Source organism: Cronobacter sp. HA18006 (assembly GCF_011605445.1).
GTDB lineage: Bacteria > Pseudomonadota > Gammaproteobacteria > Enterobacterales > Enterobacteriaceae > Cronobacter > Cronobacter sakazakii.
This window is the reverse complement of record NZ_JAANQB010000011.1, coordinates 1399448-1423664: the sequence shown is the minus strand read 5'-3', so window position 1 is coordinate 1423664 and position 24217 is coordinate 1399448. Positions and strand designations below refer to the sequence as shown.

Annotated in this window: 22 protein-coding genes; 10 read left to right on the top strand and 12 right to left on the bottom strand. The window is 55.0% G+C overall.

The window, feature by feature from the left end; translation table 11 throughout:
• Window positions 1-162 precede the first annotated feature (162 nt).
• Window positions 163-1095, top strand: coding sequence for a D-alanyl-D-alanine endopeptidase (pbpG, locus tag G9X48_RS08500; RefSeq protein ID WP_007869351.1), 933 nt, complete (start codon window positions 163-165; stop codon window positions 1093-1095).
• Window position 1096: 1 nt separating this feature from the next.
• Here the strand turns inward: pbpG and G9X48_RS08495 are convergent, their stop codons facing one another.
• On the bottom strand, window positions 1097-1651 hold the full coding sequence (locus G9X48_RS08495) for a GNAT family N-acetyltransferase (protein WP_007869349.1): 555 nt from the start codon (window positions 1649-1651) through the stop codon (window positions 1097-1099).
• 92 nt (window positions 1652-1743) lie between these two features.
• The gene (gene dld / locus G9X48_RS08490; protein WP_038880035.1) at window positions 1744-3495 is read right to left on the bottom strand and encodes a D-lactate dehydrogenase; all 1752 of its coding nucleotides are present in this window, start codon (window positions 3493-3495) and stop codon (window positions 1744-1746) included.
• 193 nt (window positions 3496-3688) lie between these two features.
• Here dld and bglX point away from each other — a divergent pair, with 193 nt between their 5' ends.
• From bglX to G9X48_RS08465, 5 genes are all read left to right on the top strand, one after another.
• On the top strand, window positions 3689-5986 hold the full coding sequence (gene bglX / locus G9X48_RS08485; protein WP_105629538.1) for a beta-glucosidase BglX: 2298 nt from the start codon (window positions 3689-3691) through the stop codon (window positions 5984-5986).
• 156 nt (window positions 5987-6142) lie between these two features.
• Complete coding sequence (locus G9X48_RS08480) at window positions 6143-7051, top strand: ABC transporter substrate-binding protein (protein ID WP_038880041.1); 909 nt, start codon at window positions 6143-6145, stop codon at window positions 7049-7051.
• Window positions 7052-7080: 29 nt separating this feature from the next.
• Complete coding sequence (locus G9X48_RS08475; RefSeq protein WP_038880044.1) at window positions 7081-8238, top strand: ABC transporter permease; 1158 nt, start codon at window positions 7081-7083, stop codon at window positions 8236-8238.
• Entirely contained in the window at window positions 8231-9172 is a 942-nt protein-coding gene (locus G9X48_RS08470; RefSeq protein WP_038880047.1) for an ABC transporter ATP-binding protein, read from the top strand. The genes G9X48_RS08475 and G9X48_RS08470 overlap by 8 nt, the downstream gene beginning before the upstream one ends.
• Window positions 9165-9896, top strand: a complete 732-nt coding sequence (locus G9X48_RS08465; RefSeq protein ID WP_007869323.1) for an ABC transporter permease — start codon at window positions 9165-9167, stop codon at window positions 9894-9896. Before G9X48_RS08470 ends, G9X48_RS08465 begins: the two co-directional genes overlap by 8 nt.
• Here G9X48_RS08465 and G9X48_RS08460 read toward each other — a convergent pair.
• The 9 genes from G9X48_RS08460 to G9X48_RS08420 all read right to left on the bottom strand — a co-directional run bounded on the left by G9X48_RS08460 (window position 9874) and on the right by G9X48_RS08420 (window position 19248).
• Window positions 9874-9984 (bottom strand): protein YohO, encoded by a 111-nt coding sequence (locus G9X48_RS08460; protein ID WP_004388656.1) that lies wholly within the window; start codon window positions 9982-9984, stop codon window positions 9874-9876. The genes G9X48_RS08465 and G9X48_RS08460 overlap by 23 nt on opposite strands.
• A gap of 59 nt (window positions 9985-10043) precedes the next feature.
• The gene (locus tag G9X48_RS08455) at window positions 10044-10787 is read right to left on the bottom strand and encodes a MerR family transcriptional regulator (protein WP_007869321.1); all 744 of its coding nucleotides are present in this window, start codon (window positions 10785-10787) and stop codon (window positions 10044-10046) included.
• Window positions 10788-10967: 180 nt separating this feature from the next.
• A complete protein-coding gene (gene metG / locus G9X48_RS08450) occupies window positions 10968-13001 on the bottom strand; it encodes a methionine--tRNA ligase (protein ID WP_054625896.1) in 2034 nt (677 codons plus the stop codon).
• 154 nt (window positions 13002-13155) lie between these two features.
• A complete protein-coding gene (locus G9X48_RS08445) occupies window positions 13156-14430 on the bottom strand; it encodes an HlyD family efflux transporter periplasmic adaptor subunit (RefSeq protein ID WP_076736341.1) in 1275 nt (424 codons plus the stop codon).
• Window positions 14423-15994: a TolC family protein gene (locus tag G9X48_RS08440; protein ID WP_105629539.1), complete on the bottom strand. Its 1572-nt coding sequence runs from the start codon at window positions 15992-15994 to the stop codon at window positions 14423-14425. The genes G9X48_RS08445 and G9X48_RS08440 overlap by 8 nt, the downstream gene beginning before the upstream one ends.
• Window positions 15897-17174, bottom strand: coding sequence for an ABC transporter permease (locus tag G9X48_RS08435; protein WP_080605057.1), 1278 nt, complete (start codon window positions 17172-17174; stop codon window positions 15897-15899). The genes G9X48_RS08440 and G9X48_RS08435 overlap by 98 nt, the downstream gene beginning before the upstream one ends.
• Window positions 17134-17844 (bottom strand): ABC transporter ATP-binding protein, encoded by a 711-nt coding sequence (locus G9X48_RS08430; RefSeq protein ID WP_032988299.1) that lies wholly within the window; start codon window positions 17842-17844, stop codon window positions 17134-17136. Before G9X48_RS08430 ends, G9X48_RS08435 begins: the two co-directional genes overlap by 41 nt.
• 30 nt (window positions 17845-17874) lie before the next feature.
• Entirely contained in the window at window positions 17875-18729 is an 855-nt protein-coding gene (locus tag G9X48_RS08425) for a hypothetical protein (RefSeq protein WP_044593407.1), read from the bottom strand.
• 48 nt (window positions 18730-18777) lie between these two features.
• Window positions 18778-19248 carry a hypothetical protein gene (locus G9X48_RS08420; RefSeq protein WP_124753121.1) on the bottom strand — a complete coding sequence of 157 codons (471 nt, stop codon included), beginning with the start codon at window positions 19246-19248 and terminating at the stop codon, window positions 18778-18780.
• A gap of 280 nt (window positions 19249-19528) precedes the next feature.
• On the opposite strand from G9X48_RS08420, the gene G9X48_RS08415 reads away from it, so the two are divergent.
• Together G9X48_RS08415 and apbC are read left to right on the top strand one after the other, a co-directional pair.
• Window positions 19529-19867 (top strand): putative T6SS immunity periplasmic lipoprotein, encoded by a 339-nt coding sequence (locus G9X48_RS08415; protein ID WP_012124298.1) that lies wholly within the window; start codon window positions 19529-19531, stop codon window positions 19865-19867.
• Between the two features lie 136 nt (window positions 19868-20003).
• Window positions 20004-21113, top strand: coding sequence for an iron-sulfur cluster carrier protein ApbC (apbC, locus tag G9X48_RS08410; protein WP_007776471.1), 1110 nt, complete (start codon window positions 20004-20006; stop codon window positions 21111-21113).
• A gap of 56 nt (window positions 21114-21169) precedes the next feature.
• Here apbC and G9X48_RS08405 read toward each other — a convergent pair whose 3' ends face one another.
• Window positions 21170-21610: a GNAT family N-acetyltransferase gene (locus G9X48_RS08405; RefSeq protein ID WP_038880053.1), complete on the bottom strand. Its 441-nt coding sequence runs from the start codon at window positions 21608-21610 to the stop codon at window positions 21170-21172.
• Between the two features lie 98 nt (window positions 21611-21708).
• Here G9X48_RS08405 and G9X48_RS08400 point away from each other — a divergent pair, with 98 nt between their 5' ends.
• Window positions 21709-23394: a sensor histidine kinase gene (locus G9X48_RS08400; RefSeq protein WP_007889684.1), complete on the top strand. Its 1686-nt coding sequence runs from the start codon at window positions 21709-21711 to the stop codon at window positions 23392-23394.
• Complete coding sequence (gene btsR, locus G9X48_RS08395) at window positions 23391-24116, top strand: two-component system response regulator BtsR (protein WP_007869293.1); 726 nt, start codon at window positions 23391-23393, stop codon at window positions 24114-24116. The genes G9X48_RS08400 and btsR overlap by 4 nt, the downstream gene beginning before the upstream one ends.
• Window positions 24117-24217 lie beyond the last annotated feature (101 nt).

Sequence of the window (24217 nt, the reverse complement as noted above, 5' to 3'; positions counted from 1 at the left end):
TGCCGCCGGCGTAAAAACCGGCGGTGCCGCGCCCGGCGCTGAATCTTCTGTAGCGAGAAACGCGAAGGCCGGAGTATCATGCCCGCGCCAGCCATCAATAGCTTTCACCGTTGGTGGCGGTGCGTTTAATTACGCGCGTGAATTCTTTTCCGAACTTTCGCCATGCCGACAAAAATTCGTCTTTCCCTGTTAAGTCTCGCGCTGCTGCTGGCCGCGCCGCTTTCCACTCCGGCGCTGGCCGCCGCGAAAGCCGCCGCGTCGCCGCTTGCCGCCGCTGAGCCGCAAATTGCCTCCGGCAGCGCCATGATCGTCGATCTGCGCACCAATGAAGTGCTGTTCTCAAGCCACCCGGATCTGGTGCGTCCGATAGCGTCAATTACCAAAGTGATGACCGCGATGGTGGTGCTCGACGCCAGCCTGCCGCTGGATGAGATGCTGACGGTGGATATCAGCCATACGCCGGAGATGAAAGGGATCTATTCGCGGGTGCGTTTAAACAGCCAGATCAGCCGTAAAAATATGCTGCTGCTGGCGCTGATGTCGTCGGAAAACCGCGCGGCGGCAAGCCTCGCGCACCACTATCCGGGCGGCTACGACGCGTTTATCCGCGCCATGAACGCCAAAGCGAAAGCGCTCGGCATGCGCAATACGCATTTTGTGGAGCCGACAGGGCTTTCCATCCACAACGTCTCGACCGCACGCGATCTCACGAAGCTGTTAATCGCGACCAAACAGTATCCGCTGATTGGCCAGCTCAGCACCACGCGTGAAGAGATGGCGACGTTTTCGAACCCGACGTACACGCTGCCGTTCCGTAACACCAATCATCTGGTTTACCGCGATAACTGGAATATCCAGCTGACCAAAACCGGCTTTACCAACGCGGCCGGGCACTGCCTGATGATGCGCACGCTGATTAAAAACCGTCCGGTGACGCTGGTGGTGATGGACGCCTTCGGCAAATACACCCACTTCGCCGACGCCAGCCGCCTGCGCACCTGGCTTGAAACCGGCAAGGTGCAACCGGTGCCTGAAGCGGCGCTGAGCTATAAGCGCCAGAAAGCGGCGCAAATGGCGAACAACAGCGTCGAATAAGCTATTCCGGCAGCGTCCAGTCTCCCTGGTTGAGCGGACGCTGCATAATCAGCGTGTCGCGCCAGCCGCCGAATTTAAACCCGACGCTGCGCAAACTTCCCACCACTTCAAACCCCAGCAGCCGGTGCAGACGCGTCGAGCCGCGATTATTCTCGCCATCGCCAATCACCGCCATCAGCTGACGCCACGGGCCTTGCTCGCAGCGCTCAATAAGCGCCTGTAACAGACGGCTACCGATACCGCGCCCGACCATGCTGGCGTCGATATAAATCGATTCTTCAAGGGTGTAGCGATACGCAGGGCGCGCACGCCAGGGCGAGGCGTAACAGTAGCCGACCACAATGCCGTCCATCTCCGCCACAAGCCAGGGTAAACCCTGCGCTGTGATGGCACTGACGCGCGCGGTCATCTCATCAAGCGTCGGGGGCGTTTCTTCAAAGGAGGCGCGGCCGTGTTCGACATGCCAGCCATAAATGGCGCGAATGGCGTCGATATCCCCCGGCGTAACGTCACGAATCGCGGCTTTTGTCGCCGTGAGATTTTCCACAACAGCCATACCTGTATCCTCAAAAGACATGCCGCCGGAGGGCTCCGGCGGCATGGAGGATATATTATGCCTGTGCTTAAAAAGAAAACAGCCTGCCAGAATCAGCGGGCGGTAGGTTCCCCTGGCGTTTGTGCGATCCCGTCCGGCTCACCCCAGTATTTCTGCTTTGAGGTTTTGCCGATGCCGGGGTTCATGCTGTTAGTCGGGTCATTGGCCTTATAAAACTGTTTTAAGCTCTCCGGCGCTTCGTAAAGGTGGCCGACGTTATGCTCCGCCGGGTATTGCGCGCCGCGCTCGCGCAGCAGCGCCAGCATCTCTTCTTTAAGCGCATGCACATCCACGCCTTTTTTGACGATGTAATCCTGGTGGAACACATGGCAGAAGAAGTGGCCGTAATAGAGCTTGTGCACCAGCTTGCTGTCAATTTCCGGCGGCAGATGCTCGAACCACTCGGTGTCGTTACGCCGCAGCGCGATATCCAGCGCCAGAATATCTTCCACTTCATCGGCATGCACCGCGTGATAACGCACCGCCGCGCCCGCCGCAGCAAAGCGGTGCAGAAACGCTTTGCTGCCTTCTTCCGCCGTACAGGCGAAGAAATCGCCTTCGGCCTCTTTAAAGAAGCTCGTCAGCCAGCTGCGCGCTTCTTCAATGCCGTCGCCCGCCATTTTCAGCAGCAGATGGTGCTCATATTTATCGCGCCAGCTTTTCATGCGCGGCGGCAAATGACCGGGGAATAACCCGCCCAGTTTCTGCATCACGCGGTCGGTAAAGTGCGGTTTAACAAACGGCACTTTCTCAAGCCAGGCGTCGGTGCGGCCTTTCGCCGTGAAGAAGAACGGCATTTTGTCGGTGCCGAGCTTATTGATCATCAGGAACGTATCTTTCCCGTAGCGCTCGGCGATGTCGTAGATATCGCGGTGCATATATTCACCCGCGACCGGGAGGCTTTGAAAATTTGCAAGAATATGGCGGCGAATGTGGGTCAGCACGTCAGGCTGATTGGTGCCGATATAAAACACCTCCTGGCGTTTTTCGGCTTCGAAAGTATCAAGACGCACCGCGAACACGGCGAGCTTACCGGCGCAGCCGGAGGCTTCAAAGAGCCGTTCGGGGTTGGCGTTGTAGCGCGCCGGGCTGTCGGCCTCGATGTCGCGCACGCGCTCGATGTAATGACGATCAGACGCCTGGCGTTCGTCGTGGCGCACGGCGGCTGGGTCGATGCGGTCATCGTCAAGACGGCCCAGGATCTGCTCCGGCGTCTGGCCGAGATCGATGCCCAGATGGTTCACCAGACGCAGCCGCCCGGTGTCGTCTATCTGCGCGAACAGCGCCATTTCGGTATAGGCGGGGCCGCGATGCACCAGCGCGCCGCCGGAGTTATTACAGATGCCGCCCATCACCGACGCGCCGATGCAGGAGGAGCCAATCACCGAGTGCGGCTCGCGGCCAAGCGGCTTGAGTGCGCGCTCCAGCTGCCAGAGCGTGGTGCCGGGGTATGCGAGGATCTGCTCGCCGTTATCCAGCAGGTGCAGCTTATCGAGGCGCAGCGTGCTGATGATGATAATGTCGCGATCGTAGTCGTTGCCATTCGGCGTCGAGCCTTCCGTCAGGCCGGTGTTAGCCGCCTGCATCAGAATGATTTTGTCAGCGGCGACACAAACTTCCAGCACGCGCCATAATTCCAGCAGCGTGCCGGGAAAAACGACGGCCAGCGCTTCGCCCTGGCCTGAGCGAAAGCCTTTGCGGTAACGGGCGGTTTTGGCCGGGTCGGTGAGAAGATGGCTGGCGCCGGTAATGCGGGTCAGCTCCGCGATAACCTCATGGTTATCGGAGGTTGGTGTCAGGATCATGTTCCACTCCTTGTGGCAGAGAAAACGCACGTCTCTAAGCATAGCCGCGAATTTCGCGACGAGTCCGAAAAGGTTGAAAAATCAGCGTATAAACTTGCGTTTGGCTTCTTCCCTGCTAAGGCTTATGGCACACTGCACACCTTATTCTTTGTGGCGGCAACGTTGCGGCTGCGTCTAAAAGAGAGTTAATCCTATGAAATGGCTTTGTTCTGTGGGTATGGCCGTGAGCCTTGCGCTGCAACCGGCCCTGGCGTCTGAACCATTTGGCGAGCATCCTCTGACGCCCGAAGCGCGGGATGCGTTTGTCACCGATTTACTCAAAAAAATGACGATCGATGAGAAAATCGGCCAGCTGCGTCTGATTAGCGTCGGGCCGGATAACCCGAAAGAAGCGATTCGGGACATGATCAAAGAAGGTCAGGTCGGCGCGATTTTCAACACCGTGACCCGCCCCGATATCCGCGCGATGCAGGATCAGGTGATGCAGTTAAGCCGCCTGAAAATTCCGCTGTTTTTCGCCTACGACGTGCTGCACGGCCAGCGCACCATTTTCCCGAACAGCCTCGGGCTCGCCTCCTCGTTTAACCTCGACGCGGTAAAAACCGTAGGCCGCGTGTCGGCATATGAAGCCGCCGACGACGGTCTGAACATGACCTGGGCGCCGATGGTCGACGTCACGCGCGACCCGCGCTGGGGCCGCGGCTCGGAAGGGTTCGGCGAAGATACCTATCTCACCAGCATGATGGGCAAAACGATGGTCGAGTCGATGCAGGGCAAAAGCCCGGCGGACCGCTATTCGGTGATGACCAGCGTGAAACACTTCGCCGCTTACGGCGCGGTGGAGGGCGGTAAAGAGTACAACACCGTCGATATGAGCTCTCAGCGTCTCTTCAACGACTACATGCCGCCTTACAAAGAGGCGCTCGACGCAGGCAGCGGCGGCGTGATGATTGCGCTCAACTCCCTGAACGGCACGCCAGCGGCGTCCGACGGCTGGCTGCTGAAAGACTTGCTGCGCGGCGACTGGGGCTTTAAAGGCATCACCATTTCTGACCACGGCGCGATTAAAGAGCTGATTAAACACGGTACGGCGTCCGACCCGGAAGACGCGGTGCGCGTGGCGATTAAATCCGGCGTCGATATGAGTATGGCGGATGAGTACTACAGCAAATACCTGCCGAATCTTATCAAGAGCGGCAAAGTCACCATGGCAGAGCTTGATGACGCCACGCGTCACGTGCTGAACGTCAAATATGACATGGGGCTGTTTAACGATCCGTACAGCCATCTGGGGCCGAAAGACGCCGATCCGAAAGACACCAACGCTGAAAGCCGCCTGCACCGCGACGACGCGCGTAAAGTGGCGCGCGAAAGCCTGGTGCTGCTGAAAAACCGCCTGGAGACGCTGCCGCTGAAAAAATCCGGCACCATCGCAGTAGTGGGGCCGCTCGCTGACAGCAAGCGCGACATGATGGGCAGCTGGTCTGCCGCAGGCGTGGCCGATCAGTCCGTCACGCTGCTGCAGGGTATGAAAAACGTCGCGGGCGATAAGGCCAAAATCCTCTACGCCAAAGGCGCTAACGTCACCGACGATAAGGGCATCGTTGACTTCCTGAATCTCTACGAGCCGGCAGTGGTGGTGGATAAACGCACGCCGAAAGCGATGATCGACGAGGCGGTAAACGTCGCGAAGCAGTCTGACGTGGTCGTGGCGGTCGTGGGCGAAGCGCAGGGCATGGCGCATGAGGCATCCAGCCGTACCGATCTCACCATTCCGCAGAGCCAGCGCGACCTTATCAGCGCGCTGAAAGCGACCGGCAAACCGCTGGTGCTGGTGCTGATGAACGGTCGTCCGCTGGCGCTGGTGAAAGAAGATCAGCAGGCCGATGCGATTCTGGAAACCTGGTTTGCCGGGACCGAAGGCGGTAACGCCATCGCCGACGTGCTGTTTGGCGACTACAACCCGTCAGGCAAGCTGCCAATCTCCTTCCCGCGCTCGGTCGGGCAGATCCCGGTGTACTACAGCCACCTCAACACGGGCCGTCCGTACAACCCGGAAAAACCGAACAAATACACCTCGCGCTACTTTGACGAAGCCAACGGCCCGCTCTATCCGTTCGGCTACGGCCTGAGCTACACCACGTTCAGCGTTTCCGACGTGAAGCTCTCCGCGCCGACCATGAAGCCTGACGGCAAAGTGACCGCCAGCGTAACGGTGACCAACACCGGCAAACGTGAAGGCGCGACCGCAGTGCAGATGTATCTCCAGGACGTCACGGCCTCCATGAGCCGTCCGGTGAAACAGCTGCGCGGCTTTGAGAAAATCACGCTGAAACCGGGCGAAAGCCAGACCGTCAGCTTCCCGATCGATATCGACGCGCTGAAATTCTGGAACCAGCGTATGAAATATGACGCGGAGCCCGGCAAATTCAACGTCTTCATCGGGCTGGATTCCGTCCGCGTGAAGCAGGGCGAATTTGAACTGCTGTAAGCGGTTGTCGATCGTCAGAGGGCCGGGAGACCGGCCCTTTTTTATGGCCATTGCCCGTTAAAAAATGCCATTTCCCGTCTTTTCCCTTTCCCCCTGAGATTTATCAACTACGCTTTTCTCTTAAGCCCTTAGCGAAGCGGATAAAAGAGGAAAATCATGAGGCTAAAACTCTGGAGCGCGGCAGGCCTGGTACTGCTGGCGGCAGGCGCGCAGGCGGCCGAGCCGGTGAAAGTGGGCTCGAAAATCGACACCGAAGGCGCGCTGCTCGGCAACGTGATTTTGCAGGTGCTGGAAAGCCACGGCGTGAAAACGGTCAACAAAATCCAGCTGGGCACTACGCCGGTCGTGCGCGGGGCGATCACCTCCGGTGAGCTGGATATCTACCCGGAATACACCGGCAACGGGGCGTTTTTCTTTAAGCAGGAGAACGATCCGGCGTGGAAAAACGCCAAGCAGGGCTATGAGAAAGTCAAAAAGCTCGACGCCGAACAGAACAAGCTTATCTGGCTGACGCCTGCGGCGGCGAACAACACCTGGACTATCGCGGTGCGTCAGGACCTGGCGCAGAAAAATAAGCTGACCTCGCTTGCCGACCTCAGCCGCTATCTGAAAGAGGGCGGGACGTTCAAACTCGCCGCGTCGGCGGAGTTTATCGAGCGCCCGGACGCGCTGCCGGCCTTTGAAAAAGCCTACCAGTTTAAGCTTAACCAGGACCAGATGCTGTCGCTCGCGGGCGGCGACACGGCGGTGACTATCAAAGCGGCGGCCCAGCAGACTTCCGGCGTTAACGCCGCGATGGCTTATGGCACCGATGGCCCGGTGGCGGCGCTCGGCCTGCAAACGCTCACCGATCCGAAAGGCGTGCAGCCGGTTTACGCGCCCGCGCCGGTCGTGCGCGAAGCGGTGCTGAAAGCGTACCCGGATATGCCGCAGTGGTTTGAGCCGGTCTTTAAGGCGCTGAATGAGAAAACGCTTCAGGAGCTGAACGCGCAGATCGCGGTAGAAGGGCTGGATGCCGGTAAAGTGGCGTCGCAGTGGCTCAAAGAAAAAGGACTGGTGAAATAACGCCACCGGCGTTTGCCTCGGGATACGTTTTGTCAATCAGATGCCATAACCGGGTGCTGGTGCTGCTGGCGGTCCTGCTGGCCGCCGCCGCCCTGTTGCCGTTTTTAAATTACGCGCCGAACCGGCTGGTCTCCGGCGCGCCGCTTGCTCTCTCCGGGCTTTTCCCTGCCGCCGCGCCCGCATTATGGGCGCTGCCGGCCTTGCTCTGTTTACTCGCCTTTGTACCCGGAAAACCGGGCGCGCTGCTGATTCTGGTTACGGCGCAGGCGCTTTTTATCACGCTGCTGGTGGTGACCGGCGCAGAGGCGGCGCGGCTGGCCGAAACCGGCAGCCGTCTGGCGCGCACCTCGCCCGGCAGCGGCCTGTGGCTGATGCTCGCGGTCTCCTTACTTGCCGCCAGCGACGCCATCGGCAGGCTGACGCGCCAGCCGCTCGGGCGCTGGCTGTTACAGGTGCAGATCTGGATTGCGCCGCTCTGGCTTCTGCTGAGCGGTCATTTTGATGCGCTGTCGCTACTAAAAGAATACGCCAACCGCCAGACGGTGTTTGATGACGCCACCGCGCGCCACCTGACGCTGCTTTTCGGCACGCTGGCCCCTGCGGTCGTCATTGGTTTGCCGCTCGGTATTTTGTGTCACCGACGCCCGCGCTGGCAGCCGGGACTGTTCGCTGCGCTCAATATTATTCAGACGGTGCCGTCTGTGGCGCTCTTTGGCCTGTTGATGGCCCCGCTTGCGGGGCTGGCGCAGGCGTTTCCGGCGCTCGGCGCGCTGGGCGTCTCCGGCACCGGGCTTGCGCCTGCGCTGATTGCGCTCACGCTCTATGCGCTGCTGCCGCTGGTGCGCGGCGTGGTGGCCGGGCTCGGGCAGGTGCCCGACGCGGTGCGGGAGAGCGCCCGCGGGGTGGGAATGTCCGCCTGGCAGCGCTTATGGCATGTCGACGTACCGCTGGCGCTGCCCGTCTGGCTGCGCAGCCTGCGTGTGGTGGCGGTGCAGACGGTCGGTATGGCGGTGGTGGCCGCGCTGATTGGCGCAGGCGGCTTCGGGGCGCTGGTTTTTCAGGGGTTGCTTAGCAGCGCGCTCGATCTGGTGCTGCTTGGCGTTATCCCGGTCGTGGCGCTGGCGGTGGTGCTGGACGCGCTGTTTACACTCGCCATCGGCGCGCTGGAGACAAAAAGAAATGATTGAATTTAAGCAGGTCAGCAAGTTTTACAACGGCGGCGCGGCGGTGAAAGACTTAAGCCTGACGTTCGCCGAAGGCGCGTTTTCAGTGCTTATCGGCACCTCCGGCTCCGGTAAATCCACCACGCTGAAGATGATTAATCGTCTGGTGGAGCACGACGCGGGCGAAATCCGCTTCGCGGGCGAGGAGATCCGCCAGTTTTCGCCCGAAGCGCTTCGCCGGCGCATGGGGTATGCGATCCAGTCGGTCGGGCTGTTTCCGCACTGGACGGTGGCGCAAAACGTCGCGACGGTGCCGCAGCTGCTGAAGTGGCCGAAGGCGCGCATTCAGGCGCGGGTGGATGAACTGCTCGCGCTGCTTGGGCTCGCGCCTGACGCATTTCGCGATCGTTACCCGCATCAGCTCTCAGGTGGCCAGCAGCAGCGCGTCGGTGTGGCGCGAGCGCTGGCGGCTGACCCGGAGGTGTTACTGATGGACGAGCCGTTCGGCGCGCTCGATCCGGTCACGCGCAGCGCGCTGCAACAGGAGATGCGCCGCATACATCAGTTGCTCGGGCGCACGATTGTGCTGGTGACGCATGACATCGACGAGGCGCTGGGGCTGGCTGAGCATCTGGTGCTGATGGATAACGGCGAAGTGGTGCAGCAGGGCACGCCGCTGGCGCTGCTCACCGCGCCGCGCAATGACTTCGTGCGTGACTTTTTCGGGCGCAGCGAGCTTGGCGTGCGGCTGTTGTCGCTCAAACAGGTGAGGGATTTCATTGAGCCTGGCATGGCCGATGGCGCGCCGGTGGCGGAAACCTTAACGCTGCGCGAGGCGATGTCAGTGTTTGTCGAACGCCAGTGCGAGACCTTGCCGGTGGTGGATGCGGGCGGCGCGCACCGCGGCGTACTGCGCTTTCGCCATCTGGTGAATCAGCGGGAGGCGCGGGGTGAATAGACTGCGCGATCCGCTGCTCTGGCTGGCGCTGCTGTTTGTCGCGCTGCTGCTGGCGATGCCGCACAGCGAAGGGCTGTTTCACTGGCTGTTTCCGGGGCTGGCGCGCCCGGTCTATCTTCAGGAAAGCTTTGTCGCGCTCACGCTTTCGCATCTCGGGTTGGTGGCGGCGGCAGGCGCGGTGTCGGTCGCCTGCGGCGTTGCGGTGGGGATTGCGGTGACGCGCCCGTGGGGGCGTGAGTTTCGCGCGCTCGCCGAAACGCTCGCCGCCGCCGGTCAGACGTTCCCGCCGGTGGCCGTGCTGGCGATTGCGGTGCCGGTAATGGGCTTCGGGCGGGAGCCTGCGATTGTCGCGCTCATTCTTTATGGCCTGTTGCCGGTGTTGCAGGGCACGCTCGCGGGCTTAAGCGCGGTGCCGGAGGACGTGAAAGAGGTGGCTCGGGGCGTCGGCATGAGCCGCGCTCAGATCCTACGCAAAGTCGAGTTGCCGCTGGCGTCTGGCGTGATGCTGGCGGGGATACGCACGTCGGTGATTATTAATATCGGCACTGCCACCATCGCCTCCACCGTGGGAGCCAGCACGCTCGGCACCCCGATTATCATCGGCCTGAGTGGGTTTAACACGGCGTATGTGATTCAGGGTGCGGTGCTGGTGGCGCTGGCGGCGGTTCTGGTGGACCGGCTCTTTGAGCGTCTGGCGCGGGTTATGAACCGGAATGCAGGATAACGGTGTAGCCGGCCAGCATAACGCCGCCGATACCGCCGATGGCCATCAGGACCATGCCGGTGATAAGCCCGATTCTGACAAATTTCATGCGTTGCTCCTTATGTTAACCGCGTAAGTATACGGTGAAGCGCGCCTGTTAATGAACCTTTAAATGGTTTCCGGTTCATGGAGCGAGAATATGGCGTGGCCCTGCGCATGCCAGGCGGCAATTTGCTCAAGCTGACGCGCCGCGGGCGGTTCGCCGCACCACACCAGCAGCGTTCTGCCAGGAAACAGTTCAGGGCGCAGTTGAACCAGCGGTTGCGCCAGCACATCCACCCGCCAGCCTTTTTGCACCGCCACCCAGGCCGCGAGCCAGATCTGCGTCGCATCCTGATGATTCCAGCCGACCACCAGCGCGTCGTTGCCTGGCTTTTTCCATGCGGATTGCAGACAAAGCGCGATGTAGTTAATCAGAATGCCGTCGAGCAGGCTTAAGAGCGCATGCAGCGTGGCGTGCTGTAGCTGCATCCGGCGGCGCAGCGGGGTATAGAGATGACGCACCAGCATCTGGGCCGGGTAGTCGCGTCCTAATTCGCTTACCCAGTGCCGCACCTGGCCCGGGTTGCCGCTGCGCAGTTTCGCAAGCAGCATCTCCTGGCGCTCGCGCCAGCCTTCCGGCTCATCGGCGCTGTCCTCGCTTAACAAGGTTTTGACTTTACTGACCTGAACGCCTTGCTCAATCCAGTGTTTGATTTCGCGGATACGGTCGATATCCGCCTCGCTGAACAAACGGTGGCCGCCGTCGGTGCGCACGGGTTTAAGCAGTCCGTAACGGCGCTGCCACGCGCGCAGCGTCACGGGGTTAACTTCACAGAGATCGGCCACTTCGCCAATCGTATATAACGCCATACTGGTTCTCTTCGGGGAATGGTACCCGTTAAATGTAGTAGGTGATGCACGAACCGGGAAAAAGAGTTTGTATCCTGTATCCCGCAGGCAAAAAGGCGATAACCACGACGCTGGACGAAAAAAGGGGAGATAAGCATCTCCCCTTCGTTTTATGGCGCTGCTGGCGCGCTGGGCGTCAGGTTATTTCACCTGCTGGCCCGGCTTCGCGCCGCTGTCCGGGCTTAACAGGAAGATATCTTTCCCGCCAGGGCCTGCGGCCATCACCATGCCTTCTGAGATACCGAAACGCATTTTACGCGGCGCGAGGTTCGCCACCATAACGGTCAGACGGCCAATCAGCGCTTGCGGGTCCGGGTAGGCGGAGCGGATGCCGGAGAAGACGTTACGTTTTTCGCCGTCCAGATCCAGCGTCAGGCGCAGCAGTTTGTCAGAGCCTTCCACAAATTCCGCGTTTTCAATCAGCGCCACGCGCAGGTCGATTTTCGCGAAATCGTCAAACGTGATGGTCTCCTGAATCGGGTTTTCCGCCAGCTCGCCAGTCGCAGGTGCCGCCGCCGCTTTCACTTCTTCTTTGGACGCTTCCACTAACGCCTCCACCTGTTTCATCTCAATACGGTTATAGAGCGCTTTAAAGCTGTTCACTTTATGGCCGAGCAGCGGGGCGTTTACGCCATCCCAGGTCAGCTCGACATTCAGGAACGCTTCGGCACGGGCGCACAGCTCCGGCAGTACCGGCTTCAGGTAGGTCATCAGCACGCGGAACAGGTTGATACCCATAGAGCAAATCGCCTGCAGATCGGCGTCGCGGCCTTCCTGTTTGGCAACCACCCATGGTGCCTGCTCATCCACGTAGCGGTTCGCGAGGTCAGCAAGCGCCATGATTTCGCGGATAGCCTTACCGAATTCACGGCTCTCCCATGCCTCGCCAATCACGGCTGCGGCGTCGGTGAAGGTCTGGTAGAGCGCCGGATCAGCCAGTTCAGCGGCTAATTCGCCGTCAAAACGTTTGGCGATAAAGCCCGCGTTGCGCGACGCCAGGTTGACCACTTTGTTGACGATGTCGGCGTTCACGCGCTGCACGAAATCTTCCAGATTCAGGTCGATATCATCGATGCGGGAGGAGAGCTTCGCCGCGTAGTAGTAGCGCAGGCTGTCGGCGTCGAAATGGTTCAGCCAGGTGCTGGCCTTGATGAACGTGCCGCGCGATTTAGACATTTTCGCGCCGTTGACCGTCACGTAGCCGTGGACAAACAGGTTGGTCGGTTTACGGAAACCGCTGCCTTCGAGCATTGCAGGCCAGAACAGGCTGTGGAAGTAAACGATATCTTTACCGATGAAGTGATACAGCTCGGCGTCAGAATCTTTTTTCCAGTACTCGTCAAAGCTCACGGTATCGCCGCGCTTGTCGCACAGGTTTTTGAACGAGCCCATGTAGCCGATAGGCGCATCCAGCCAGACGTAAAAATATTTGCCCGGCGCGTTCGGGATTTCAAAACCGAAGTAGGGCGCGTCGCGGGAGATATCCCACTGCTGCAGGCCGGATTCAAACCACTCCTGCATTTTGTTCGCCACCTGCTCCTGGAGCGCGCCGGAGCGGGTCCACGCCTGCAGCATTTCGCTGAAAGAAGGCAGATCGAAGAAGAAGTGTTCAGAATCACGCATCACCGGCGTGGCGCCGGAAACGACCGATTTCGGCTCGATAAGCTCCGTCGGGCTGTAAGTCGCGCCGCAGACTTCGCAGTTATCGCCGTACTGATCCGGGGATTTACATTTCGGGCAGGTGCCTTTTACAAAACGGTCCGGCAGGAACATGCCTTTTTCCGGGTCGTAGAGCTGCGAAATGGTACGGTTTTTAATAAAGCCGTTCTCTTTCAGGCGAGTATAAATCAGCTCCGACAGCACGCGGTTTTCGTCGCTGTGCGTAGAGTGATAGTTGTCATAGCTGATGTTAAAGCCCGCAAAATCGGTCTGATGCTCTTTGCTCATCTCGGCAATCATCTGCTCCGGCGTAATGCCAAGCTGCTGGGCCTTGAGCATGATAGGCGTGCCGTGGGCGTCGTCGGCGCAGATGAAATTAACCTCGTGGCCGCGCATTCGCTGGTAACGGACCCAGACATCAGCCTGGATGTGCTCCAGCATATGGCCGAGGTGGATGGAGCCGTTGGCGTACGGCAGCGCGCACGTTACCAGAATTTTTTTCGCGACTTGAGTCATAGTGAGTATTACGTCTTCTGTGGCAAATGGGGCAGTCATAGTACCCGAATCCACCCGCGTTGAGTACCGCGCGGCGGTAAAAGCGCGCAAAAATGACGATAAACGCTCCTGTTCTACGCTCGCTATACATAATGAACAGACAGAATGCGTTAGCTTATTTTAAGGGAACCTCAATATAGCCTGCTTCCAGTCCTTTTACCTCAATACCTTGTACAACCGATTTACCGGTTTTAACTTCAATTTTTTTTATGGGGCCTTCCTCTGCAGCACGATAGTTTACCCATGTAACCCCGTTGATATCCTGATGCAGCGCCTCCGGGGGAACGGCAATTCCCTTCTCATTCATATAAAGTATTATCGCCAGATGTGCACTCATACCTATTTTGGCTCCCTTTGATGGCGTATCTACTGAAATGATTACATCGTAATAGACCGACATTCCTGAAGCATCTGCTGCATCACTCTGAACGGCAATAGCGCTGACATGACCCTCCAACTCTTCTCCGACAAATCCATCTCCGGTTATTTTTACTGGCATGCCTTCATGTATTCTATGTATGTCTGACTCTTCGACTTTTGTCACGACCTGCAAATGATCAAGACTGACAAGAGTTAAAAGGGGTGTTCCCTGGTTTACCGTCATTCCTGGCTGAATAACGATTTTTTTACTATTTTCCATCGGTGACTGTCGAACTATAACCCCTGCAAAAGGCGCTGTGATAATTTGGCGTTGAGATTGGGCGAGCAACATTTGAAATCGCGCTTGTGCATTAACCAGATTTAACCTGGCAAGTTCATACTCTTCACCCTGGCCTTTCAGTTCAATAACATTGAGTTCATCCTGAGAGGCGGATAAATCTTGTTGTTGAGAACGTAATTGCGCTTCAAGCGAATCAACCTCCATACGGGCAACGATGCCGCGTTTGAATAATAATTGCGTTTCCCGCAAATTTGCATATGTTGCATTCAAGCTATCCTGTGAGGCCTTTAAGGCTCGCCTGGCCCGGGCAACGTCTGGGCTGTTGCTCCAGTTTTTTAATTGATGCAGTTCTCGCTGTGCCTTTAACAAATCTCCCTGTGCCTGACGTAACTGGATTTGAATTTGCTCAGGATTAATGTGAGCCAGTATCTGATTAGCCGCAACACGTTGACCTTCCTGTACCATTATTTCTTTAATGACACCTTCAAACGGAGCTGAAAGAGTTTGCTGACGTACTGCCTCAATACGCCCAACCAGTCCAATATTTTGCTCCAGCCTTTCTGGTCTTATCTGAAGCCAATTTTTATCAACGACTTGAACTTTTTGCTCATCTTCCTTTAGTAATATTAGCCCCAAGCCAGTAATAAATGCTATAACTAAAAAAAATAGTAAAAAAGGCTTCAGGCGCGCTGTTGTTAAATATTTAGATGCTAAAGGAAAATTAATCATTAATTGTTATGTCCCAACTTTGCAGGGTAGTACCCAGTTGCTGATCCAGTTCAGCCTGGGCATTAAGATAATTTATTAGCGTATTCAGACGCGCATTTTCAGCATTGCGAAGATCATTTTCATAACTCAATACCTGGAAGTTACTTGAACGTCCTACGGTAAGTTTCTCACGTTCGATCTCCAGCTTACGAAGGGATAGATCTCGAGCACGTTGCGAGATTTCATATTGCCGCCAGCGAGCGTTAATATCTCGCACTGCGTTCGTTACCTCTCGCTCCAGTTGCTGGTGAGCTTCGGCAAGCTGGATTCCACTGTTACGTACATTTGCCCTGGCCTGTACTTCTGCCTGGTGGATACTCATGTCATTGACCGGTATTTCGACCTGTATGCCTACGTAGTTCTCCCATGTCCTGGATACCCCAGACTGATTATCTCGTCTGCGCACTTGATTCGCTCCACCAACAAGGGATACATCCCATTGGCTATTATTGTGAGCTACTGCCAGGTCAATATTTGCCTGCTCATTTTCAATAAGCTTTATGAGCCATTGCGGCTGGGAGTATTCTGCTTGCTTTATAGCCTGTACAACATCAACTTTTGTATCATGTGCCTGAAGTGATTCGGTTGCTTCTATTGGCGTGTTTAAATCGAGAGAGAGTAATTGCAATAACTCCAGACGCTTTGCGTCAAGGTCATTACGGGCTTGTTCAAAATTTAGTTCCTGAGAGGCAACCTCAGCTTCTGCCTGTACAATCTCAAATTCAGCCATTCTTCCTGCAGCAATCATTGCCCGGTTAACATCAACTAATTTATGTGATCGATTAAGAGATTCGCGAGCAATTTTTAGCTGCTCATGTGCCTGCAATAATGCTCTGTAAGAAGTAATGATCCCGGTGACAGTTTGTGAAATTATTGATTTTAAATTAAGCCGGTTAATTTGCTCACTCAGTTGTGCCAAGCGAACAGGTGCTGTTGCAATATTTTTACCGGCACCACGCAGTAAAGGTTGAATGACAGTGATGCCGGCACCATCGTTTGTGGAAAAGCCAGCCATATTCGCTTTTGTATTAATATAGTTCCATCCAAGGCTTACTCTTGAACCATAAGGTGTCAGGATAGTGGTTTTTGGTGACACAGCCCCCTGACGATAACGGTCATCCTGGTTATATGTGGCAAGATAATTGCCGCTAAGCGTCAATTTCGGGTTGAATCTGTCTTGAGACACTGTAAGATCAAATTTCTGAGAAATACGGTTCAAATAAGCGCTACGTATAGCACGATTGTTTCGGAGTCCCAAATAAATAGCATCTCCCAATGTCATTTCAATTTTCTGTGCATGCAATGAGATGTCTGGGGAGTTAAAAGTTAAATTTTTTTCTTGCCCGGCAGAAACAGCCTGTTCATTTGAAAACGAATAAGCATCTACACTGACAGGCACAAATAGTATTGATATTGCTATTAAAATTTTAATCATCACGTAATGCCTGGACAGGAGATAAACGCGCCGCAGAGACTGCTGGCGATAGCCCAAATAAAAGCCCTGTAATTGCTGCGCCGCCAACACCCAGCATAAAACCTGAGGGATATAATGAGAAAGTTCCCCAGCCAGAGTAATAGACAAATAACCAGGCTGTAATAAGGCCCATAAGTGCGCCGGTAAGTGCTCCCAGACCAGTAAGAACGGTGGATTCAATTAAGAAAAGTAATGCGATATCTTTAGGTCTGGCTCCTAACGCTATACGGACGCCAATTTCACGACGCCTTTCAGCAACGTTCATCACCATAACATTCATAACACCGACTCCACCAACCAAAAGCGCTATTCCTCCAAGACCAGAAAGGAACCAGGAAAACAGGCGTGACTGTTTTTCCATACCTTTAAGTAATTGTTGAGGGAATTGTACGCTTATTTCAAAAACGGAAATTTTTTTTGCTAGCCAGTTGCGTAAAATATGGGCATTTTGAACGACGTGCTCATAATCATGATTACGAACAAGAACACTTGTAATGTATGGATTAGGAAATATACGACGCATACTGTCTATGGGCACAAAAATGGAATCATTAACGGAAAAAGGTACCAATGGGTTTTGCTCATCACTTTTGATTATCCCTATTACCTCGAAAAGGTACCCGGCAAGCTGAATATGATCCCCCGGCTTGATGTCTTTCCCTGCATTTTCCAATTGATTAGCGATATTTCCTCCCAGAACTGCATAAGTATTCCCCGTATCATATATGCTAAGAAATCGTCCCACTTTGAGATGCAGGCCCAAAACATCTGATAATTTATCAGTGCTCCCTATCGTTGTTACGTTCAATACTTGTCCTTTGAAAAGAGCATCTATATTTGCTGAGACTAAAGGGGCTACTGCAATTGTTTCAGGAATCAGTGTGTTTAAATCACTGGTATTTAAGGTTGTATTAACCGAAATTGTCTCGTTTCGATTACCAACAGGCAGTTGAATAGTCGCTGCAATCATATCGGTACCCATCCCCTTGAAGACGCTCATTGCCTGTAATTGCGCATTGTGACCAATATTTAGTAACGCAACGACGGCCATACAACCTATAGCGATTCCAATGAGAGCCAGAAATGCACGACGACCGAGGAGCCTTAAGTTTTCCAGAGATTCTCGTAAAATGTGTAAGCAAGATGGACCATAGACGAGTTTTAATTCTGAGTATATGAATGTATTGCGTTTAGCCGTTGGCATGAGATCTTTCACTGATAGTACCATCATGTACTTCTATACAACGAGACATACAGCCAGCAAGGTTTTTATCGTGCGTCACTAACAGAAGTGTTGTTTTTTCTGTTTGATTTAGTGACATTAATAAATTAATAATGCCTTCGGCATTTTTGCTATCGAGATTACCGGTAGGCTCATCGGCCAACAACAATATGGGTTCGCCTATTAATGATCGTGCGATAGCCACACGCTGGCGCTGCCCACCTGAGAGATCGGCGGGTTTATACTGGATTTTGTCGCTTAGCCCAACACGATTCAGCTGTATCTTCGCTGCCTTATAGGCATTTGATTTAGATACGCCGCGATAGAAAAGCGGTAATGCGACGTTATCTAATATTGTAAGGCGTGGTAAAAGATTATAGCTTTGAAAGACAAAGCCAATGATTTGGTTTCTGGCTATTGCTCTTATTTCACTATTAGCTTGTGACATTTCAGTGCCATTGATAAATACACTTCCAACATTAGGTTTATCTAAAAGGCCAATGATGTTGAGCAACGTGCTTTTCCCTGATCCTGAAGCGCCAACAATAGCGCAACTTTGACCATGGGGAATTGACAATGAAATGTTATTTAATATAACCTGCCGGGAAAGGTCTTTAAGATATGAATGAGAAATATTTCTCAGGCAAATTATATCTTTATTGTATTGAACCTCGGTCATTGTTCGTGATTTTATCTTTTCATCTCAACTTCATTTCTGAGAAATAAATGCGTCTAATAGTGTTTTGTTTTCCGGGAAAGAAGTGGTAAGGAAGCTCTGGGGATCATGGAGCAATTTCCCATTAACCAAACTGAAGCCATTTTTCAGTCCTTTCTCCGTGACAGTGAATACGCCATTGACGTTACGCCAGTCTGGTTCTTCCGTTTTTAATGTCACTTCACTGGCAGTTTCAATAATATAATTTTTTTGTCCTTTACCCTCGTAAGTAGCGAATTTAGCACCCAAATTTTGACCATTTACCACTGCTTCAAGGAAATCGAAATTGGCTTTGTGCGAAAATGAATAGCCTGCGTCTAATTCATAGTTCAAAAAGCCTGTGTCAAGAACGGAGCCGGAAAAGCCTTTACTACTTTTAATTCTTGTTGCAGTAGCAGTATCAGCTTCTGTAAATATGAAGGTTTGCTGATGTCCTTCCATATCAAACATGGTTCCATCATTGACGTTTGCCATTACACCGTTAAACATTCGATACGTTCCCAGGTCATGCGCTAAGTCGTCAACATATCTCAAGTCAGCACCCTCATTTTGGGCCTGCTCGTATAAGTCAGATAATATACTCCGATCTTGAGTAGTTAAAAAATTAACAGAAGACATATTCATGTTATTAACATTTAGCTGTGTTTGAACAGGAGGGGTAGAATCACTGTCACCAAAAAGGCGAGACATCATTATCCCTTTACCACTAAAGCTAATGTTCGCAATCGCTGACTCTGTATTTTCTTGTGTTCTGTTTAATTTAACAGGCTGAGAGGAAATGGTTTTCAAACGGGTGCCTGACGTATCCTGCATCTGTTTGTATGTTACGTATGATTGATTGATCATCATGATTGATATCCCTCTCGCCTGTGGTTAGTTAATTACATCTATTGGTACTTAGTAAGAAAACTCGACGGTGACGCTTTCGTTACGTGATGGCTGTAACGTCTCTGATGGTGCGCCTGTAACAGTATGGCGCAGAGAAATCCGACTGCCAGCATCGAAACGTACATCATTCAACGCCGTGGTTGATGATGAAGAACCGCTGCTTACCGGAATACAACGTGTTGGGCCTGACTGATAAGGTTGATATATGCATAATTCCGTCGTGTGCGTATAAGCAGCGGGATATGCGGCCGAATCAAAGCGAATCAGAGTCAATGTTTTGGTTGGGTTTGCAGAGCCTTTTTGGAAGTCAGCAACCTGGAATGTAAACAAGGTTGACGTAACAGGCGCTGTGCCAGCGGAGTAAAGACGGATTGAAGATGGCACTACTGTCTTTGTAATGGATCCCGTCGCTGCCATTGCAGGCAGAGAAGCAGCACATGCAGCCAGTGCTAAAGATAAATAAACAAGATTTTTTCTCATTGTTTTTCCATATAAAATTCCATTTTTACACAGAACTGAGTATACCGTTCTGAGCCCTTAAGGTGCTTTTGCTTCCAATATTTGCAAAATAACCCTAAGTCTGGAGTAACGGCAGAGAATCCATTTACTTTAGCCACCAAAAATAATAGGTGACCAGGGAAAATCCCTTTTGCCTGCTCGCTTCATGGTTTTCTTATCTTCAAAGGCTGATTTAACACCATAGATAACACTTTTGGTAAGGAAGACGATGGGAACACCGACAAAAGACTTATCGCCAGATATGAAAACGTTATCGGCTATTTTCCTAATGTCGCTGGTTAATTTAACCGGCTGCGTGGCTGACCAGGCGACGTTTAATCGCGCCGGAGACATGCGCATTATCAATGGCGAGGTTTGTATTTATACCGCGCAGGCCGGGCCGGGGGATGTCTTTACGCAGTATGCGGTTTATTCCATCGATGACCCAAACCCGAAGCGCCACGCGGTGCTTTTACCTGCGTATCAGACCTGTCTGCCAAACGGCGCTTACCAGAAGGGTGAAGCGTGGGTGGCAGAGTATGTGCTGATGAAGCCCGGCGGTGAACTGCAAAAATACGCCGTATCGTTTACCTCGCCCTGAAGCCAGACGCCCACATGCCTGCTTTAGCGCACATCAGGCTAACCCCTGTGGGCGTTTAATGTCGTCTTACTCCCCGCGACTCTGTTATGATTCTATGACTGCAATTTATTAACATCAGAACAACAAAGGAGTCGGGATGAATTCGCAATCCCAGGCCAAATCCCCCGAGGCGCTGCGTGCGCTGGTCGCCGGGACGTTAGCCAATTTCCAGCACCCCACCCTGAAGCACAACCTCACGGCGCTGAAAGCGCTGCATCACGTCGCCTGGCTTGATGACACCATCCACGTCGAGTTACAGATGCCGTTTGCCTGGCGCAGCGGTTTCGAGGAGCTGAAAGAGCAGGTGAGCGCCGAGCTGCTGCGTTTAACCGGTGCCAGCGCCATCGACTGGAAACTGTCGCACAGTATCGCCACTTTAAAACGTGTGAAAAACCAGCCGGGCGTGAACGGCGTGAAAAACATTATCGCGATCAGCTCCGGTAAGGGCGGGGTAGGGAAGTCCTCCACCGCCGTCAACCTGGCGCTGGCGCTCGCGGCGGAAGGCGCGAAAGTGGGCATTCTCGATGCCGATATCTACGGCCCATCAGTGCCGACGATGCTCGGCGCGGAAGGCGAACGCCCGACCTCGCCGGACGGCACTCATATGGCGCCGATTATCTCTCACGGTCTTGCCACTAACTCCATTGGTTATCTGGTGACCGACGATAACGCCATGGTGTGGCGCGGCCCGATGGCGAGTAAAGCGCTGCTGCAACTGCTGCAGGAAACCATGTGGCCGGATCTCGACTATCTGGTGCTGGATATGCCGCCGGGCACCGGCGACATTCAGCTGACGCTTGCCCAGAACATTCCGGTGACCGGCGCGGTGGTGGTGACCACACCGCAGGACATCGCGCTTATCGATGCCAAAAAAGGCATCGTGATGTTCGAGAAAGTGGAAGTGCCGGTACTCGGCATTGTCGAAAACATGAGTATGCACATTTGCAGCAATTGCGGTCATCACGAGCCGATTTTCGGCACCGGCGGCGCGCAGAAGCTGGCGGAAACTTATCATACTCAGCTGCTGGGCCAGATGCCGCTGCATATCTCGCTGCGTGAAGACCTCGACCGCGGCCAGCCGACCGTGGTCTCCCGCCCGGAGAGCGAATTCACCACGCTTTACCGCCAGCTGGCGGGCCGTGTGGCGGCGCAGCTCTACTGGCAGGGCGAAGTGATCCCGGGCGATATCGCGTTTCGCGCGGTGTAATGCCGGGTGCGTTTCGCGCCATGACAGACGCCTCCTCCGGGAGGCGTTTTTTATGGTCAGGATTTACGAAAATGCAGGAGCAGATAAGCGCCCTCCGGGGCGTCGCCGTGCCCCTCCTGCACCCAGCCGTGACGGGCGTAAAAGCGCAGCGCGCGTTCGTTTTTTTCAAGACACTTAAGCGCGCCGGTGCCGGTAAACCGCGCCTGTACGGCCTCAAGCAGCGCCGCCCCGACGCCGCGCCGCTGAGCGTCCGGGGCGACAAACAGGTGATGCAGAAAATTGTCGTTTTCGGCGATGGACGCAAACCCCAGCCGGTGGCCGTCCGCCTGCGCCACCAGAATCGTTTCGCCGAGCGTGTCGGCGTCAAAATCCTCCAGTTGCCATTCGCTGCCGTCAAGCCACGGCCAGCCTTCGCGCCGGGCGTGTAAATAGATCGTGCGTAAAAACGGACGATCGCTCTCTTCCCAGGGCCTGATCTCCACTGCGTTTTTCTTCATTAACGACACTCACTTACCATTTTTTGGGTTTCTTCATAGAAAGTTATGGCACAGCAGCGTATTTTACGCGCTCTTAATTGTCAGCGCGGAGCGTGGGCGTGTACGAGTTCAATCTGGTGTTATTGCTGCTCCAGCAGATGTGCGTGTTTCTGGTGATCGCCTGGGTGATGAGTAAAACGCGGTTGTTTATCCCGCTGATTCAGGTCTCGATTCGCCTGCCGCATAAGCTGTTGTGCTACGTCACGTTCTCCTGTTTTTGCATTATGGGCACCTATTTCGGGCTGCATATTCAGGATTCCATCGCCAACACCCGCGCCATCGGCGCCGTCATGGGCGGCCTGCTCGGCGGGCCGCTGGTGGGCGGACTGGTGGGGCTTACCGGTGGCCTGCATCGCTATTCGCTTGGCGGCATGACCGCGCTAAGCTGCATGGTGTCAACGATTGTCGAAGGGCTGCTTGGCGGGATTGTCCACAGCTGGCTGATTCGCCGCGGGCGCACCGATAAAATCTTCAACCCTTTTACCGCAGGCGCAATTACGCTGGTGGCGGAGCTGGTACAGATGGGCATTATTCTGCTGATCGCGCGCCCGTTCGGCGACGCGCTGCATCTGGTGCAAAATATCGCCGCGCCCATGGTCGTTACCAATACCATCGGGGCCGCGATGTTCATGCGTATTCTGCTCGACAAGCGCGCCATGTTTGAGAAATACACCACGGCGTTTTCGGCCACCGCGCTCAAGGTTGCCTCCGCAACAGAGGGCATTCTGCGCCAGGGGTTTAACGTCGAAAACAGCATGAAGGTGGCGCAGGTGATTCGCCAGGAGCTGGAGATAGGCGCGGTCGCCATTACCGATCGCGAGCAACTGCTGGCGTTTACCGGCATCGGTATGGATCACCATCTGCCCGGTAGCCCGATTTCATCCCCCTGGACGCTGCGGGCAATTGAGTCTGGCGAAGTGGTCTACGCCGACGGTAACGAAGTGCCGTACCGCTGTTCGCTGCACCCGAACTGTAAGCTCGGCTCGACGCTGGTCATTCCGCTGCGCGGCGAGAACCGCAAGGTGGTCGGCACCATCAAGCTGTATGAGCCAAAGCATCGTCTGTTCAGCTCAATCAACCGCACGCTGGGAGAAGGCATTGCGCAGCTGCTTTCCGCGCAGATCCTGGCGGGGCAGTATGAGCGCCAGAAGCAGCTACTCACCCAGTCGGAGATCAAACTGCTGCACGCCCAGGTGAACCCGCATTTTCTCTTTAACGCGCTGAACACGCTGATGGCGGTGATCCGCCGCGACAGCGATCAGGCCTGCCAGCTGGTGCAATATCTCTCAACGTTTTTTCGCAAAAACCTCAAGCGTCCGACGGATGTGGTGTCGCTCGCCGATGAAATCGACCATGTGAACGCCTATCTGCAAATTGAACAGGCGCGGTTTCAGTCGCATTTGCAGGTGAGCATGAACCTGCCCGATGAGCTGCGCCATATCCGGTTGCCCGCGTTCACGCTGCAGCCGATCGTTGAGAACGCTATCAAGCACGGCACGTCGCAGCTCTTGGGCCCTGGCGAAATCGCCCTGCGCGCCAGCCGCGACGACGATCATCTGGTGCTGGAAATTGAAGACAACGCCGGGCTCTATCAGCCCAACGCCGCCAGCAACGGCCTTGGCATGAGTCTGGTGGATAAACGACTGCGCGCGCGCTTTGGCGACGAGTGCGGCATTTCGGTCGCCTGTGAGCAGGACCGCTTTACCCGAATTACCTTACGTTTACCGCTGGAGGGAACGACATGATTAGCGTGCTGATTGTCGATGACGAGCCGCTGGCGCGGGAAAATCTGCGCCTGCTGCTGAAAGAGGAGGCGGATATCGAGGTGGTGGGCGAATGCGCCAACGCCGTCGAGGCCATCGGCGCGGTACACCGCCTGCGCCCGGATGTGGTCTTTCTCGATATCCAGATGCCGCGCATCTCCGGCCTTGAAATGGTCGGCATGCTCGACCCCGACACCCGCCCGTGGATTGTTTTTCTGACCGCGTTTGACGAATACGCCGTGAAGGCGTTTGAAGAGCACGCGTTTGATTATCTGCTCAAGCCCATTGAGACCGCGCGCCTGCAGAAGACGCTCGCGCGGATGCGTAATGAACGCCGCGAGCAGGATATGTCGCCCATCACCGAAAATCAGGAAGCGCTGAAGTTTATTCCCTGCACCGGCCACAGCCGTATCTGGCTGCTGCAAATGGAGGACGTGGCGTTTGTCGCGAGCCGCCTGAGCGGCGTTTATGTTACCAGCAGCCAGGGGCAGGAGGGCTTCACCGAGCTGACGCTGCGCACGCTGGAGAGCCGTACGCCGCTGATGCGCTGTCACCGGCAGTATCTGGTCAATATGGCGCACCTGAAGGAGATCCGGCTGGAGGAAAATGGCCAGGCGGAGTTGCTGCTGCGCCACGGCCAGACGGTGCCGGTCAGCCGTCGTTACCTCAAAACCCTGAAAGAGGCGCTCGGGCTGCGCGGATAATCCGCAATTATCGCGGAGGTAAAATAAATGTTACCGCCCCGTACATCTTTTTCCTCGCTTGCCGATAACGGGAGGATATATCCGTATCAGGCAAAAATGAG